Raw genomic sequence first — 14,586 nt, forward strand, 5'->3', positions numbered from 1 at the left:
GGTCGCGTGCCTTGACAGCGTGGCCTTGTCCTCACATGATCATCGTTACTCCAAGGGGAGCCTCGACAAGAGGCTGAGAGCAGGCTGTATGCGCCGTTACCCTTAGAACCTGATCCAGTTCATGCTGGCGTAGGAATGGATTGTCTCGCACATGGGTGATCTCCACCGTTACGGTTTGATCGATATGCTCGTGCGCCTCACGCATTTTCCCGCAAGATCATGAGCTGGTTCCTTTCGATTTCGATTGGAGTGGTGTCATGTGTTTTATCTCGTTTAAGACCCTGGTCCTTGTGCGAGGTGTCTTATGTCGTTGAAAGTGCTTGTGCGCGGTGCCGGGGTTGCCGGGGTGTGCACAGCCTATGCCATCTTGCGACGTGGGCTTCCCGAGGGCGTCGAGGTCACGCTGTGCGAGTGGGCTGATCGCATTGGGGCGGGCGCCTCATGGTTTGCCGGGGGCATGTTGGCACCATGGTGTGAGCGCGAGAGTGCCGAGGAGGCCGTCATCACGCTTGGCAAAACCTCCGCCGATTGGTGGGAGGCTGCCTTGCCCGGACACGTGACGAGGGCTGGAACGCTTGTTGTGGCGCCGCCGCGCGATACGGCCGATCTCGGTCGCTTTGCTCAAAGGACGTCCTGCTATGACTGGCTGGACGCTGAACAGGTGGGGACACTTGAGCCGGATCTTTCCGGTCGGTTTCGCAAAGGCCTGATGTTCACGCAGGAAGCGCATCTGGATCCACGCAAAGCCCTTGTTGCGCTGGCCGGTGCGTTTCAGGCTCAAGGTGGCATCTTGCGATTGGCAGCGGGTGATGACGATGTGTCAGCGTCAGATTTTGATATCGAGGTTCGGTGTACGGGTAAGGCGCAGCAGTATCCGACCCTGCGCGGTGTGCGGGGGGAAATGCTGATCCTGCAAACACCGGATATCCGCCTGTCGCGTCCGGTGCGGCTGCTGCATCCGCGTATTCCCATCTACATCGTGCCGCGGGCGGATAATTGTTTCATGGTCGGCGCTACCATGATCGAGAGCGATGTGGATCATGCCGCCACGGTCCGCTCCGTTATGGAGCTGTTGAATGCAGCCTATGCGCTGCATCCAGCCTTTGGCGAAGCGCAGATCCTTGAAATGGGAACAGGTGTGCGCCCGGCACTGGCCAGACAACCTGCCACGGGCGGAGCGTGATGGCGCTTGCATTATTGTCAATGGATTATATCGACATGGGTTTCTGCTCAGTCCGGCCATGGCCGAACAGGCAGCAGAGCTGGTGTTTCAGGACAGACTATCTGAAAGGAGGCGTTCATGAAGGTGATCGTCAATGGGGAAGCGTGCCAGATCACAACGGCAACGCTTGCCGATATGTTGAGTGAATTGGATTACGAGGGCGATTGTCTGGCGACGGCGCTGAACGGCGAACTCGTGCAGGCAGAAGACCGGGCGGCGCAATCGGTGAAAGACGGCGACCGTATCGAAATTCTGTCTCCCATGCAGGGAGGGTAAGGCCATGCTGACACTCTATGGCAAGACCTTTGCTTCGCGTCTGCTTCTGGGCACTGCGCAGTATCCCTCGCCGCACGTGCTGGCCGATGCGGTAAGGGCGTCCGGGACGGGCATTGTCACCGTGTCTTTGCGCCGTGAAACGGCCGGAGGGGGCAACGGGGGACAGTTCTGGTCGCTCATCAAGGATCTCGATGTCGAGGTCCTACCCAATACGGCAGGCTGTCATACGGTGAAGGAAGCCGTGCTGACGGCGAAAATGGCACGAGATGTATTCAAGACCAATTGGGTGAAGCTGGAAGTCATCGGTCATCACGACACATTGCAGCCCGATCCCTTTGCGCTCGTGGAGGCCGCCGATGTGCTGACGCAGGACGGCTTCGAGGTCTTTCCCTATATGACAGATGACCTTGTGCTGGCAGAGCGTCTGGTCGAGGTGGGATGTAAGGTTCTGATGCCGTGGTGCGCGCCGATTGGATCGGCCGCCGGGCCTTTGAACCTTCAGGCCTTGAAAACCTTGCGCAGCTATTTTCCCGATGTTCCGCTGATTGTTGATGCCGGGCTGGGGCGGCCGTCGCACGCTGTCACCGTGATGGAACTCGGCTTCGACGCTGTCCTGTTGAACACCGCCGTTGCCAAGGCCGGTGACCCGGTCGCCATGGCGCATGCTTTTGGACAAGGGGTTGCCGCCGGACATGAGGCCTTTGAAGCAGGTCTGTTGGAGCCGCGCGATTTCGCCGTCGCCTCGACACCCGTGATCGGGCAGGGAGTGTTCTCATGACACTGGATCCGTTTTATCTCATTGTTGACCGGGCCGCATGGATTGAGACGCTTGCCCCTGTTGGGCTCAGGCTTGTGCAATTGCGTATCAAGGATATGGAAGAGGCGGAGCTGCGGACGGAAATCCGCAAAGCCAAGGCGCTGGCCGATCAGTATGGCCTGATGCTGGTGATCAATGATTACTGGCAGCTCGCCATAGAGGAAGGCTGTGCCTGGCTGCATCTGGGGCAGGAGGATCTGGCGGACGCCGATCTGACGGCTATCCGCAAGGCAGGCCTCAAGCTGGGCTTGAGCAGCCACGATCCGGCCGAGCTGGACACAGCGCTGGCAGCAGGGCCGGATTACATCGCGCTGGGTCCTGTGTTTCCGACGATTTTAAAGAGCATGAAATGGGCACCGCAGGGACTGGAAAAGCTGGCTGACTGGAAAGCGCGGATGGGAGAGACACCTCTCATCGCCATCGGCGGCATGACGCCGGAGCGCGCAGTGCAGGCGCTGGGCATGGAAGCCGACAGTGTTTCTGTCGTCACGGATGTGCTGCGCAACACCGACCCGGAAGCCCGCACGCGTGAATGGCTCGCCTCAACCGCGCCTTGGCGCAAGGGATAAGGTCACGGGACCTTCCGCGCCTCTGGTGTGTGCAAAGTCTTGAATCAAACGCTTGTGAGATAACCGCGGCAGAAAACAAAAAAGCCGGGCACGGGCCCGGCTTTTCCTGTCAGATCCGTAAAGGATTAGACGGAGTAGTACATGTCGAATTCGACCGGATGCGGCGTCATTTCATAACGCTCGACTTCTTCCATCTTCAGTTCGATGTAAGCGTCGATCTGGTCGTCGTCGAACACGCCACCAGCCTTGAGGAACTCGCGGTCAGCGTCAAGGCTGTCGAGAGCTTCACGCAGGGTCCGGCAAACCGTCGGAATGTCGGCCAGTTCTTCAGCCGGCAGGTCGTACAGGTTCTTGTCCATGGCTTCGCCCGGATGGATCTTGTTCTTGATCCCGTCAAGGCCAGCCATCAGCAGAGCTGCAAAGCAGAGGTACGGGTTCGCGGACGGATCCGGGAAGCGGACTTCAAGACGCTTTGCCTTCGGTGAGGACGTGAACGGAATACGGCAAGACGCCGAACGGTTGCGCGAGGAATAGGCCAGCAGAACCGGTGCTTCGTAACCCGGGACCAGACGCTTGTAGGAGTTGGTCGACGGGTTGGTGAAGGCGTTCAGAGCCTTGGCGTGCTTCAGAATACCGCCGATGTAGAACAGGCAGCTTTCCGACAGGTCAGCATACTGGTTGCCAGCGAAGAGCGGCTCGCCGTCTTTCCAGATCGACTGGTGGCAATGCATGCCCGTGCCATTGTCACCGAAAACCGGCTTCGGCATGAATGTTGCGGTCTTGCCGTAGGCGTGAGCAACCTGGTGCACGACGTATTTGTACTTCTGCATGCTGTCGGCACACACGGTCAGTGTGTCGAACTTCATGCCGAGTTCGTGCTGTGCAGCGGCCACTTCGTGGTGGTGCTTTTCGGTCGGCACGCCCATTTCCGCCATGACGGACAGCATTTCAGAGCGAATGTCCTGACAGCTGTCGATCGGCGGGACTGGGAAGTAGCCGCCCTTGGTGCGCGGACGGTGGCCCATGTTGCCGGCTTCGTATTCGGCAGCCATGTTGGACGGCAGCTCGGTGCTGTCCAGCTCAAAGCCGGTTGCATACGGGTCAGCCGAGAAGCGAACATCGTCGAAGATGAAGAATTCAGCTTCAGGGCCGAAGAAGACGGTGTCGCCGAAACCGCCGGACTTGACGTAGGCTTCTGCCTTCTTGGCAGTCATGCGCGGATCGCGGTTGTAGGCTTCGCCCGTGACCGGATCGACAACATCACAGATGATGGCCATCGTGGACTGAGCGAAGAAAGGGTCCATGTGAGCGGATTCCGGATCCAGAATCAGCATCATGTCGGACTCGTTGATTGCCTTCCAGCCGGCGATCGAAGATCCGTCGAAGGCAGTGCCTTCTGCAAACATCTCTTCGTCAACCAGCGCAACGTCCATCGTGACGTGCTGCATTTTACCGCGCGGGTCGGTAAAGCGCAGATCGACGAACTTGACGTCGTTGTCCTTGAGTTCCTTCAAGACATCTGCGGCTGTGGTCATACTGTCCATCCCTTGTAATATGGTATTTCGGTTTAGGGCTTTTGGCGTGCCGCGGTTCGTGTCGATACCCGACCTGCCTCAAGTTCTGGCCGATTGGCCGTGATTCTGATTAAGAGGGCGTGCCTCAGATCGCGTCTTCACCGGTTTCTCCGGTCCGGATGCGAACGGCTTCCTCAATATTGGAAACGAAAATCTTGCCGTCCCCAATGCGTCCTGTTTGCGCTGCAGAGCGAATGGCCTCGACAGCCTTGTCGACGGCCTCTCCGCTCAATACGATTTCAACCTTCACCTTCGGCAGAAAGTCAACAACATATTCCGCGCCGCGATAGAGTTCGGTGTGGCCTTTCTGGCGACCAAACCCTTTGGCCTCGGTCACCGTAATGCCCTGGAGGCCGACCTCCTGGAGCGCTTCTTTAACTTCATCCAATTTGAAGGGTTTTATGATCGCTTCGATCTTCTTCATCACCTTCTTTTCACTCCGAATGTTGGGCCATTAGCGATACGGACACAGTGGCGACGATGCCTCTGGAAGCACCTCCGGTAAAAATACTTAAAGCACAAGACGTGCCAGTTTCCAGTTTTTTCCAAAGCGCCGAAAAAACGAGCAAATCTGACTGTCAGGCTGGCAGTCATACGCGAATTGCAAAGGTTTTGTTGCGCAAAAAAAGTGCAAAAGATGCATAATTAGGCAAAACTGGCAGGTTTGTGAAAGGCTCCTGTCTGGATGTCTCCTCAGCCGATCGACTAGAGTGGCAGGTGAGGGGCGCGCTGCCCACTCTTCTCGTGTGCAGCGCTTTCGTCAAGGTCAATCGATGAGGTGAAATGTGGGCCGAAACATGACATTGCCATCCGCCAGCGTCTTGCTGGCGCCGGATCAGATGGGGCAGGCGGACCGGCGCGCGATTGCTTCTGGCATCACCGGGCGTGTGCTTATGGAACGGGCGGGGCAAGCCGTTGCTGACGTGGCTCTGGAGATGTTGCAGGGCAGAAAACGCGTCGTTTGTCTCTGCGGGCCGGGCAACAATGGTGGCGATGGATTTGTTGCAGCGCGTCTGTTGGTCGAGCAGGGGTGTACGGTTGATGTTATGGTGCTCAAGGATCCGGAAAGCCTGTCTGGCGATGCACGACTTGCCTTTGACGAAATGGGTCTTGAAATTTCACTTCTTTCTGTGGATCACGCGCGCGCTGCGCTGCAAGGTGCCGGCCTGGTGATCGACGCCTTGTTCGGGGCAGGACTGCAGCGGTCGATCAGCCGCGACTTGGCGCAGGTCATGCGCGCGGTCGAAGCGCGAAAGGGCGCAGTGCTTGCCGTCGATCTTCCCTCCGGCATTGAGGGGCATTGCGGGCGGGAATTGGGAACATCGTTGCAAGCCACCCGGACGGTGACGTTTTGTCGCCTCAAGCCGGGGCATCTGCTTTATCCCGGTCGGCTGCGGTGCGGCGATGTCTCCTGTGCCGATATTGGTATTCCGGACAGTGTGGTTGATGGCGTCGGGGCGACTGTTTTTCGAAACGGGCCAGCGCTTTGGCGGGCGGCTTATCCGTTGCCTGACGGCCAGAGCCATAAGTACAGCCGCGGTGCAGCCTATGTTTTTTCTGGTGGAGTTGCTTCAACCGGAGCCGCCAGACTGGCAGCTCACGCTGCCTTGCGGGTTGGGGCGGGCACTGGTGAAATTGCTCTCGCCGCCATCCGCGCTGATGGTCAATGCGAACCACTTGACCGCCGTGATGCTGGCCAGCTTGCCGAAAGAGGCGAACATGTCAGAGGTGCTGAGCGATCGTCGCTTGCGCGCTTTACTGATCGGCCCGGCTGTTGGTGTGGGTGAAAGGACCCGATCGCATGTGCAGGCGTGTCTCGAAAGTGAGGCAGCGGTGGTTCTGGATGCGGATGCCTTGACCAGCTTTGCCGACAATCCCGACCACTTGTTTGCGTTGATCCAGATGCACAGCGCGCGGACCGGGCGAGGAACGGTGCTGACACCCCATCAGGGTGAGTTTGCACGGCTGTTTCCTGATCTTGATGTGTCGGACCGGTTGCAGGCGGCTCGAGCAGCATCTGAGCGCAGCAATGCAGTGGTTGTCCTGAAAGGCCCGGATACGGTGGTTGCTGCGCCGCAGGGGAGCTGTGTGATTAACTCGAATGCGCCCGCATGGCTGGCAACGGCAGGGTCCGGCGATGTGCTGGCCGGGATCATTTGCGGATTGCTGGCACAGGATCTTGATGCTTTTGCGGCGGCGGCGATGGGTGTTTGGTTGCATGGGGCGGCGGGGCAGGCAGCGGGCATTGCCTTGACGGCGGAAGATCTGGAACCTGCCTTGCGTCAGGTCATGCAGGAGCTTCTGGGGAATTCCACAGATTGCCGGTGAAACGGTCTGTCTCCCCCTTGGCCCGGTGCGGACGTGGTGATATAGAGGCCCATCTTGCCGACAGGCAGTGGCATCACGACGCGTGATGCCTGTGTGCGGGTGTGGTGGAATTGGTAGACACGCCAGATTTAGGTTCTGGTGGCGCAAGTCGTGGGGGTTCAAGTCCCTCCACCCGCACCATAGACATCAAGCAGAGTTGAGTGTAGCCGGACGCGCGATTTGCGAATTTTGTCGTTTGGTTTGAGAACAACGCGATTTTGCCAGACGTGTGTAGCCGGACGCACGATCTGTAGCAGGCGACTTTTAGCGGTTCGCATTTAGAGCGGCGTTTAGTCGGCCTATCGCATCGATGTCACGCTGATCACTCAGCCATCTTGATAGCTCCTGTCTCTCCACTTCTTTTTGGCATAAAGCTGCGATGAGCTTTGCGAGAGCCAGTTCTTCTTCGGGCTTCATAATTATGGTCACTTGCCGTTCAACCATGATTGTCTCAATCTTCCTCTCAGCCCGTAGAGCCACCCACCTTTTTGCCAGTGGTTGGGGCTTCCAACGTGATTGTCATCATATAACTCTCGCCGAAGGTATGCCGCACAGTCTTGGCGTACCAAAGCCCGGCGGCGTCGGGGCGAAAGCCCTTGAGCAGGATCAGGCTGCCTGCGAGGATGTCAGGGCGTCCCGCCAGCGTGATGCTGCCTGATCCTGTCGCGGCTGTCTGGCGTCCGGCCTCTCCACCTGCTGCGGCCTCCGCTTCTGATTGAGAATTGAAGATCGTTCGAAGCCGTTTTGAAGGGCCTTCAAGACCTGTGTCTTTGGCGGTGGTCTGTGTCTTGCCAGTGGTCCGGTCGTACCAGCACGCTTCGGCCTTGCCATAAGTCGGCCGCGGCTCGATGGCAAAGCTCCAACTGTCGCACGCGCCCTTGTCGATGGTCACAGGGGCAAGGATCTGGCGATCCAGAAACAGGAACTTGCCGTCTTTTATTTGAAATTGCGCGCCGCTGCGCCGGGCCAGCCGCGACAGAAAGTCGGCGGTGCTCTGGTTCACCCGCGCCATGTAAGGAACCTGCAAGGCCTCGAACCGGTCACTGACCTTCGCGTCATAGCCATGTCGCGCCGCCAGGTGACGCACGATTGCTCCGGCTGTCTGATCGTCAAAATGTTCGTTGACGGGCTCCTTGATCGCCTTGCGCATGTCGGCGCTGCGGCCTGAGAGCACAATCACCTCACCGTCGGGCCCGCCATGCATCTGGGGCCGTTCGATCTCGAACAGGCCCATTTTCGCAATCGGTCCAGGCCGGTATCCGAAGGCCAGAGACAGCTTTGCGCCTGGCTGCGGAATGGCAACCACGTTGCCGCTGTCGTCGAATGTCAATTCACAGGTGTCTGCCTCGGTCTCGGCGTTGTCGGTGATCGAGGCAGAGATAAGGCGATCGTAAAAGCCGCTTTTGACAGCCCTGCCATTGACGAGAGCTTCGAGGAAAGGCTGTGACATGGCAATCAGATCAATCCCACAGGCGCACGGGGCGTGCATCCGGTGTCGTTGCGGCAAAGCTTGGAAGCGAGATCACGGTGCCACAGGGCAGGATCGAACCTTTTGCCCCAAGGCCGGGGTTTTGAGCCAGAACGGCCTCGACATAGCCGGTCAGCTTGCCCGCTTTTGTCCGATCTCCAAGACAGGCGAAGGCGTATTCAAAGCAGACCAGATCCAGGCTGGCATCGTCGCGGCTGATGGTGATTGTCCGGGCAGGCAGCGTTGCCATCGTTTAAACTCCAAACAGGCCGACAGGTTTGCCGCCGCTGTCTCCGGCCGGAACCAGGTCAATGCGGTAGGCGATGCGGCGTCCCTGACCATTGCGAGAAATATGCGTTTGCGTGTCCTCGATCGCTGCAATGGTCACCAGCCCGAAGATCTCGGCTGCGGTATCCGAGCCAACAGCCCAGCCGGTCATGACAACGGGCTTGCCGGCGTCCTGTGTCTTGCGCAGGGCTTCAAATTCCGTGCGATCATTGAATTCTTCTGGGAACAGCAGTCCCTCAAGCTCCAGGCTGCCGGTCTTGTGCCCGGTGAACTGCGTTCCGGCCCGGTGACCAAAACGGTTGATCTCGGCGAGCCGCGTTTCCGTGCGCCGTTGCAGGCTTTGAAAATTGAGCTTTGTGATCTCGAAAACATGGGGCCCCAATGCCAACAGCGGGCTGCTCATCAATCGTCTCCGTCATAAAGCGCGCCGGTGCGGGCACTTGCAACGCTGCCGGTCGCCCGGCCTGAAATTTCCGCGGCGCGGCGCGCATGCCCCACCAGGCGGTTCAGATGTTGGGCGGCCTGGTTCAGATGTGCGGCGGCGGTTTCGCCCCCTTTTGCCAACGCATCGCCTCCACGCGCGCCGCCATCGACCAGCGATCGTCCGGCGCGCGCGGCGCTGCCATCCTCGGTTGCAGGCATTGCCCGCATTGCAGTTGCTCCCGGCTTGAGCCCCTGCAATGCGGGCCCGATCGGCGTTGTGGCCGTCTTGTCATCGCCATTCCCCCAAAGGCTTGAAATGCCGTTGGCGACACGGGAGGCAGCTCCTGCTGCCATATCCTTGGCGCTGGAAAAGACGCCTGTCAGATCGATCGAACCGATTTTCTGGCGAATGATCTCGGGCCATTGGGCAAACCAGTTCCAGATGTCCTGGGCTGCTTGCTTCAAGCCGTCACCGATCGCGTTGCCGATGTCCTTGCCGGTGTTCTCAAAGCCCTTGCTTGTCGTTTTCCAGGCGGTTTCCAGTCCGGCTTGAAGAGCGGCCGCAAGGGCTTTCGTCCGGCCTGCCAGTGTTTGGGCGAGTTCGTCCATATAAGACGCTGTTTTGTCCCAGCCACGCGCCAGCCAGTTTTTGAAGGCTGTGGCCGGCACTTCACCGGCATCGAGGCCCATGGCGGAGTTGGCCTTTGCCTTGATGCCAGTCCACCACTGGCCGAAGTTGCTCTGGTCAACCTGCTTTTGAAGATTTTGATATGCCTTGGCTCGCTGGCGCAGTTGCGCCAGACGTTGCTCTGGAGTGCGGCCCATGTCATCGACAAATTCAAACGCAAGCGGGATGATCCAACTGCCGGCGACAACACCGCGCAGCACGGTCTTGAGCCCGCCGACGCGCTGCACGAGGCGGCTGATGTTGCCCTGTGCCAGACCACTGGACCGCGTTACGCCACCAATGGCTCCGGCCGTGCTGCGAAGCGCGCGGCCGAGACCACGTGCCGACCCGGCCAGAAGACGCCAACCCAGAGCCACGTTGCGTCCTGATGTGTCGAAAGCGACAAACATCCGGGTGAGACCAATTGCGCTGCGCGCGATCCCTCCGAATGCAAGCCTTGCCGCCGTCAGACCAAGGTTTAACAACAGCAAGGCCCCCACTGACTTGATCAATGCGCCCGTGAGTTTTGGGTGTTCTTTTGCCCAGGTCACCACGTTCTGGATGATCGGGGAAATCGTCTTCATCAGGTCGATCAGCGCGGGCAGCAACTCTGTGCCGATCATGATGGACAGATGTGACATCTGATTGCGAAATGTGCTGAACCGCTTGTCGGCTTCCTGCGCCTGTTTGGCAAAGGCATCATCGACTGCATTTGCGCCTTTGCGCATGTCGTCAAGGGTTGAATTAAAGACCTTGTTTTGAGCGCCGGTCAGCCCCATGACAGCATTGACAGCTTCTGCTGATCCGAACAGGGCTTGCATGGCTGCATCATTGCCATGCAACGCATCGCGGATCTTAGCGAAGGCGGCAACCATGCCGCCAGATTTGTCGATCAGTTCTTTGAAAGATTTCACGTTGAGTTTGGAGAAGACGGCCTCGGTTTGCTTGGTGTCGCTCGTGAGGCCGACGATTGCTTGACGGATCTGAGTATAAGCCTGAGCCGCAGGAGCCCCGGTTGTCGTTAACGCAGCCACCGAAGCATATAATTCATCGATTTTTACATGCGCGTTGGAGATGTAGCCAGCCACGCCACCAAATCCCTGAGCGAGATCACTGATGGTGGTCTTGCCGTTCTTCACGGCCTTGAAGATGATGTCGTAAATACGGGCCTGATCTTTACCCTGAAGATTGAAGGCATTGATTGAGGACGTCACAAGGTCAACAGCTTCTTTGGTAGTCCACAGGCCAGCAACCCCAAGACGCCCGGATCGCGCAAGGACGCTCATGGCGTCTGCGCCTGCCACACCAGCGGACCGCACCTGATACAGACCGCTGGTCAGATCCCTGAGCGCGACCGGCAGTCGATCCCCCAGCGCCAGCACCTGCCGCTTCATGCCGGCCATGCTTTCGGTCGTCGTGTCGATCAAGGTTGAAACGTTGGACATGCCCGCCGAAAAATCGCTGGCTTGTTTCAAGGGCAGCAGCAGTGAGCCCGCCATCGCCGTTGCCCCCAGCATGCGTCGCCGGGCGTTCACCATGTGCATTTCCGCCCGTTGGGCGGCCTGGTCCAGTGCCTCGACCGAAAAGCTTTGCTTGATGCCGTCGCGCAGACCCGTTTTCATCTTCTTGGCGCTCTCGCCAATGGATTGCAGCGTGTTGCGCACTTTTTGACCGGGGCCGGACACCCGGTCGATCAGGCGGATGATCAGCGATGCATCCATGTCAGTCAGCCTCCTGCGTCACGCCGGCCAGGCGGGGAATGTGGCTCCGGTAGATCACGGCGTCGCACCACTCCAGTTGATCGACGTCGCTGGGGGACCAGTTGTAAAAGCTCGCCAGGTCAGCGGCTATTTCGTGGGCACGGCGAACCGGAGTGCGGGAAAAAATCAAGAAACGCCTGACCGACGGCAGGCAGGTCAGCCCAGTCCAGATCGTCGATCACATCAGACGTTTCGCCGCATAGATCGGCCAGCACGTCTGTCAGTTCGCTCAAGACATCGGGCCTGATGACCGCTTGAGCGAGGTCATTGACCACGGCGCTCCAGTTGACTGTCTCGGTTGCATCCGTCGCACCACCATCCTCATTGCCGCTGTCCATCAGCGCTGTCACCATTTGCGGCCCGATCAAGGCCGCGATGCGTTTGGTGTGGCGCAGCTTGGGGCGTTGCAGGGTCAGTTGGCAGCGTTCGGCCATCTTGCCATCCGCGCTGGCCACGGTGACGGGAACGGTCAACGGCACGTCGATCTTGGTCTTCAAAAGGGTCATGAAGCGGCCTCACAGGTCAGGAGAACAGAAATGAACGGCGGTGCGAGTTCATCTGCGTGAAGTTTTGAATGTCCCAGCCTCCGTTCTTGAGGCTGAAGCGGTGCAGGATCTGGCCGTCCCAATATTCCGTGTATGTCCAGATCGACTTGATTTCGTGATCGTAGCCAGATGCCTTGCCCCCGTGATGGGCTTCCGGTCCGATCTTGGACAGACGCCCCAGAATGTCGATCGCGTGCTCATATTCCACGCCGGTTTCTTCATCGACCACCAGCGACTTGCCGGTCCAGGTGTGGCGGGTGCCCGGAGCGCCGGCAAACAGCGCGTTGATGCCGGGAACAATGCCCTTGGTTTTCATCGACAGCGTCAGCGCCTTGGTGCCGAGACCGGCGATCTCGACTTCGCCGTCGGCACCGCCGGGTTGAAACGCCTCGACGGTTTCCTCCAGGGTTGGCAAGGCCAGTTCGTCGATGGTCAGGGCCAGATTGACATCATCGTTGGCGACCAGGGTAAAGCCACGCATGATGCGCGGAGCAATGACAGACATGGGGCTCTCCTTAGGCCGTGAGGTCGCTGATCTGAGTTGAGAAGGACACGCTCATCAGCCGTTGCACGTCGGCTGCGAGATTGTCGAAATAGCTTTCGTTGCGCCGTGATCCCCAGGTGAGATCTTCGAGCGGCGGCGTCTCTTCGGCGTCGAATTCAACCCGCAGCTTGCCCAGGCGCAGGTTGGCGTTGGGATTGGTGTCGCGGTCCCAGAACACCTGACCGCCGAGAATGGCTCCCACGGCTTTCAGTTCGTCCAGAAACGCCTGTGCGGTGCGCATGACGGACAGAATGTGCTGCGGTGTCAGGTTGTCGTCATTGGCCCAGCGGAAGCCATCAATCAGCGTCTTTTCGATCGCTGCACGGGTTCGCACGACATTGACGAAGACCCAGAGCGTGTCGTCGGATGTGGTGCGGTTGCCCCACAAGATACGCCCATTTGGCGAGAACTGACCGCCGACCCCTTGCACAACGCGCGGTGGAATGAAGGTGGCAATGCCGGCCCCATTGAGCTGGTTGGCCTCATGGTCGATCTCACCGGGGAAATAGGTGATCGGCCGTGCCGTTCCGAGGATGCCAAGCACTTCCTGATTGGATGGCGACCAATACGACCCGCCTTTTTCCTTGTCGCGCTTGACGAACATGGCTGCTGCAAAGGGGCTGGCTGGCTTTGTGACAATATCGGTGCCTGACAGCACGCGCACAAACGGGTCCAGAAGATACATGTAGCGGGAGGAAAAGTCTGCGCGATAGGCAAGCGACGTGGCAGCATCCGGCCCGCCTGTGTCGCAGATGCCGATGGACTTGAGCTTTGTCGCAACCTGCTCGACCACGTCTGCGACCGGGTTCTTGGCGTTCTCGACCCGGCCTGCGGCATAGCCTAGGGCGAGGATGAAGTCCGGCTCAACGCCCACATGACCGCGTGCATAGCTGAGAGCATGCAGCCCCGTCATTGAGGCAGCAGACCCGGCCAGATTGGCCATGGTCGCGTCGGTGTCCGCGCCTTCTGCCACGCGGGAAATGACCAACTGGGCTTCAATGCCCTGCGCTTTGACTGCATTGACCAGGTCAATGGCGGTGCCGGTGGTGCCAAGGGCCGTGACCTTGTCGGTTTCATGTGTGTAGAAAGCAACCGGCTCATCGAATGGAAACAGGGTGTCGTCGGCGTCGGGCGCTGTGACACCGGCCCCGATGGTCGAATTGTCGGCGACCTCCAGCGAGCGGGTCTCGGAACTGGCATCAACAACGCGGCTGCCGTGATTGAATGCGGATGTGGCCATCTGGCTGTCTCCAACGGAAAAGGGAACGTTGGAGGCAGCGTAGAGAGAGGTGGAAACGCAAAAGAGCCTGACACTGTCAGGCTCCTTGAGAGGGTGTCATCACCACTTCAAAACGCCTAGCAGATCAGGCGGGATTGCTCAAGTGAGCCGTGCCACCAGCGCGGCATCAAACGCCGCCAGAACAGCGGCAAGCGGATCAGGGTCTGTATCGAATTCACCAGAGGTAATGCGCGCGGCAATCACCGGTTCTGCCTGTCGGCATGCATCCCGGTGTGCGTTCTTTGCGGCGTGGATCGCGGCTATACCATCGCTGTCGAGATCCACATAAGCCCCATTGGCCATGTACCACGGGCCGGGCAAGGCTGTGGGATTAGCCCGGCAGTCTGCCATCACGCTGTCGATCAGTGCCTGCTGGCTGTCGCGGTCAGTGGCCAGTAGATAGTCCGTGCCGTTGTGAGTGACTGTCGTGCCGGATGTTTCGACTTCATAACGATGGGATCGGAGGTCCTTGACCAGATCGTCGGGCGTTAGGAGATTGGAGGGCGGAGACTGCAAGAGCAAGTCATCGGATGGGGTGCCCAAGTTCGCAACGACAATGGGCGTGCCATCTTGCTGATGCTCAGGTTGTCCCTCGCATGTCCGCGATCTTATGCCATACGCCATCTCTGAAAACCGCTGCTTCGGAGGCTTGCACGTCCGGGGGCGCAACGGTTGTTGCGAGCGCCGGCACGAGATATTTTTCAGGCTCTTTTGGATCTGGCGTTGCATCCGTGCTGCCAAGATACTCTCCGGTTTGGGGGGCGTAGTGATAAATCTTCATCGTTAT

At 59.0% G+C, this 14,586-nt stretch carries 16 protein-coding genes, 1 tRNA gene, 1 pseudogene and 1 riboswitch; of the genes and pseudogenes, 7 read left to right on the forward strand and 11 right to left on the reverse strand.

What is annotated here, in order from left to right:
- Window positions 1-43: 43 nt before the first annotated feature.
- A riboswitch (TPP riboswitch) is annotated at window positions 44-153 on the forward strand.
- A gap of 157 nt (window positions 154-310) precedes the next feature.
- The 4 genes and pseudogenes from thiO to AC0L7U_RS00160 all read left to right on the forward strand — a co-directional run bounded on the left by thiO (window position 311) and on the right by AC0L7U_RS00160 (window position 2,884).
- Window positions 311-1,304 (forward strand): annotated as a pseudogene (gene thiO / locus AC0L7U_RS00145) (glycine oxidase ThiO).
- A complete protein-coding gene (gene thiS / locus AC0L7U_RS00150) occupies window positions 1,301-1,498 on the forward strand; it encodes a sulfur carrier protein ThiS (RefSeq protein WP_473692832.1) in 198 nt (65 codons plus the stop codon). The pseudogene thiO and the gene thiS overlap by 4 nt, the downstream one beginning before the upstream one ends.
- Before the next feature lie 4 nt (window positions 1,499-1,502).
- On the forward strand, window positions 1,503-2,276 hold the full coding sequence (locus AC0L7U_RS00155) for a thiazole synthase (RefSeq protein ID WP_473692834.1): 774 nt from the start codon (window positions 1,503-1,505) through the stop codon (window positions 2,274-2,276).
- A complete protein-coding gene (locus AC0L7U_RS00160; protein ID WP_473692836.1) occupies window positions 2,273-2,884 on the forward strand; it encodes a thiamine phosphate synthase in 612 nt (203 codons plus the stop codon). Before AC0L7U_RS00155 ends, AC0L7U_RS00160 begins: the two co-directional genes overlap by 4 nt.
- A 125-nt stretch (window positions 2,885-3,009) precedes the next feature.
- Here the strand turns inward: AC0L7U_RS00160 and glnA are convergent, their stop codons facing one another.
- Complete coding sequence (gene glnA / locus AC0L7U_RS00165; RefSeq protein WP_473692837.1) at window positions 3,010-4,419, reverse strand: type I glutamate--ammonia ligase; 1,410 nt, start codon at window positions 4,417-4,419, stop codon at window positions 3,010-3,012.
- A 124-nt stretch (window positions 4,420-4,543) separates the two neighbouring features.
- Window positions 4,544-4,882, reverse strand: a complete 339-nt coding sequence (locus AC0L7U_RS00170; RefSeq protein ID WP_473692839.1) for a P-II family nitrogen regulator — start codon at window positions 4,880-4,882, stop codon at window positions 4,544-4,546.
- A 373-nt stretch (window positions 4,883-5,255) separates the two neighbouring features.
- Here AC0L7U_RS00170 and AC0L7U_RS00175 point away from each other — a divergent pair, with 373 nt between their 5' ends.
- The 3 genes from AC0L7U_RS00175 to AC0L7U_RS00185 all read left to right on the forward strand — a co-directional run bounded on the left by AC0L7U_RS00175 (window position 5,256) and on the right by AC0L7U_RS00185 (window position 6,966).
- The gene (locus AC0L7U_RS00175; RefSeq protein ID WP_473692841.1) at window positions 5,256-6,245 is read left to right on the forward strand and encodes an NAD(P)H-hydrate epimerase; all 990 of its coding nucleotides are present in this window, start codon (window positions 5,256-5,258) and stop codon (window positions 6,243-6,245) included.
- A complete protein-coding gene (locus AC0L7U_RS00180) occupies window positions 6,136-6,786 on the forward strand; it encodes an NAD(P)H-hydrate dehydratase (protein ID WP_473692843.1) in 651 nt (216 codons plus the stop codon). Before AC0L7U_RS00175 ends, AC0L7U_RS00180 begins: the two co-directional genes overlap by 110 nt.
- Before the next feature lie 95 nt (window positions 6,787-6,881).
- A tRNA-Leu gene (locus AC0L7U_RS00185) sits at window positions 6,882-6,966 on the forward strand.
- A gap of 322 nt (window positions 6,967-7,288) precedes the next feature.
- Here AC0L7U_RS00185 and AC0L7U_RS00190 read toward each other — a convergent pair.
- The 9 genes from AC0L7U_RS00190 to AC0L7U_RS00230 form a co-directional block, all read right to left on the reverse strand.
- Entirely contained in the window at window positions 7,289-8,275 is a 987-nt protein-coding gene (locus AC0L7U_RS00190; RefSeq protein ID WP_473692846.1) for a phage late control D family protein, read from the reverse strand.
- A gap of 10 nt (window positions 8,276-8,285) precedes the next feature.
- A complete protein-coding gene (locus tag AC0L7U_RS00195; protein ID WP_473692847.1) occupies window positions 8,286-8,543 on the reverse strand; it encodes a tail protein X in 258 nt (85 codons plus the stop codon).
- A gap of 3 nt (window positions 8,544-8,546) precedes the next feature.
- Window positions 8,547-8,984: a phage tail protein gene (locus AC0L7U_RS00200; RefSeq protein WP_473692849.1), complete on the reverse strand. Its 438-nt coding sequence runs from the start codon at window positions 8,982-8,984 to the stop codon at window positions 8,547-8,549.
- Entirely contained in the window at window positions 8,984-11,392 is a 2,409-nt protein-coding gene (locus tag AC0L7U_RS00205) for a phage tail tape measure protein (RefSeq protein ID WP_473692850.1), read from the reverse strand. Before AC0L7U_RS00205 ends, AC0L7U_RS00200 begins: the two co-directional genes overlap by 1 nt.
- A 119-nt stretch (window positions 11,393-11,511) precedes the next feature.
- Complete coding sequence (locus AC0L7U_RS00210; protein WP_473692851.1) at window positions 11,512-11,937, reverse strand: hypothetical protein; 426 nt, start codon at window positions 11,935-11,937, stop codon at window positions 11,512-11,514.
- 16 nt (window positions 11,938-11,953) lie between these two features.
- Window positions 11,954-12,481 (reverse strand): phage major tail tube protein, encoded by a 528-nt coding sequence (locus AC0L7U_RS00215; protein WP_473692852.1) that lies wholly within the window; start codon window positions 12,479-12,481, stop codon window positions 11,954-11,956.
- 10 nt (window positions 12,482-12,491) lie between these two features.
- Window positions 12,492-13,760 carry a phage tail sheath protein gene (locus AC0L7U_RS00220; protein ID WP_473692854.1) on the reverse strand — a complete coding sequence of 423 codons (1,269 nt, stop codon included), beginning with the start codon at window positions 13,758-13,760 and terminating at the stop codon, window positions 12,492-12,494.
- Window positions 13,761-13,898: 138 nt separating this feature from the next.
- A complete protein-coding gene (locus AC0L7U_RS00225) occupies window positions 13,899-14,315 on the reverse strand; it encodes a DUF4376 domain-containing protein (protein WP_473692856.1) in 417 nt (138 codons plus the stop codon).
- Between the two features lie 64 nt (window positions 14,316-14,379).
- Window positions 14,380-14,580, reverse strand: coding sequence for a hypothetical protein (locus AC0L7U_RS00230; protein ID WP_473692857.1), 201 nt, complete (start codon window positions 14,578-14,580; stop codon window positions 14,380-14,382).
- Window positions 14,581-14,586 lie beyond the last annotated feature (6 nt).

Source organism: Roseibium sp. 10G30-5, from assembly GCF_055809635.1.

What these genes read in the sequence shown, in the direction of transcription:
- thiS (WP_473692832.1), top strand. Translation starts at nt 1,301, where the DNA reads ATGAAGGTGATCGTCAATGGGGAAGCGTGCCAGATCACAACGGCAACG.
- AC0L7U_RS00155 (WP_473692834.1), top strand. Translation starts at nt 1,503, where the DNA reads ATGCTGACACTCTATGGCAAGACCTTTGCTTCGCGTCTGCTTCTGGGC.
- AC0L7U_RS00160 (WP_473692836.1), top strand. Translation starts at nt 2,273, where the DNA reads ATGACACTGGATCCGTTTTATCTCATTGTTGACCGGGCCGCATGGATT.
- glnA (WP_473692837.1), bottom strand. Translation starts at nt 4,419, where the DNA reads ATGACCACAGCCGCAGATGTCTTGAAGGAACTCAAGGACAACGACGTC.
- AC0L7U_RS00170 (WP_473692839.1), bottom strand. Translation starts at nt 4,882, where the DNA reads ATGAAGAAGATCGAAGCGATCATAAAACCCTTCAAATTGGATGAAGTT.
- AC0L7U_RS00175 (WP_473692841.1), top strand. Translation starts at nt 5,256, where the DNA reads ATGACATTGCCATCCGCCAGCGTCTTGCTGGCGCCGGATCAGATGGGG.
- AC0L7U_RS00190 (WP_473692846.1), bottom strand. Translation starts at nt 8,275, where the DNA reads ATGTCACAGCCTTTCCTCGAAGCTCTCGTCAATGGCAGGGCTGTCAAA.
- AC0L7U_RS00195 (WP_473692847.1), bottom strand. Translation starts at nt 8,543, where the DNA reads ATGGCAACGCTGCCTGCCCGGACAATCACCATCAGCCGCGACGATGCC.
- AC0L7U_RS00200 (WP_473692849.1), bottom strand. Translation starts at nt 8,984, where the DNA reads ATGAGCAGCCCGCTGTTGGCATTGGGGCCCCATGTTTTCGAGATCACA.
- AC0L7U_RS00205 (WP_473692850.1), bottom strand. Translation starts at nt 11,392, where the DNA reads ATGGATGCATCGCTGATCATCCGCCTGATCGACCGGGTGTCCGGCCCC.
- AC0L7U_RS00210 (WP_473692851.1), bottom strand. Translation starts at nt 11,937, where the DNA reads ATGACCCTTTTGAAGACCAAGATCGACGTGCCGTTGACCGTTCCCGTC.
- AC0L7U_RS00215 (WP_473692852.1), bottom strand. Translation starts at nt 12,481, where the DNA reads ATGTCTGTCATTGCTCCGCGCATCATGCGTGGCTTTACCCTGGTCGCC.
- AC0L7U_RS00220 (WP_473692854.1), bottom strand. Translation starts at nt 13,760, where the DNA reads ATGGCCACATCCGCATTCAATCACGGCAGCCGCGTTGTTGATGCCAGT.
- AC0L7U_RS00230 (WP_473692857.1), bottom strand. Translation starts at nt 14,580, where the DNA reads ATGAAGATTTATCACTACGCCCCCCAAACCGGAGAGTATCTTGGCAGC.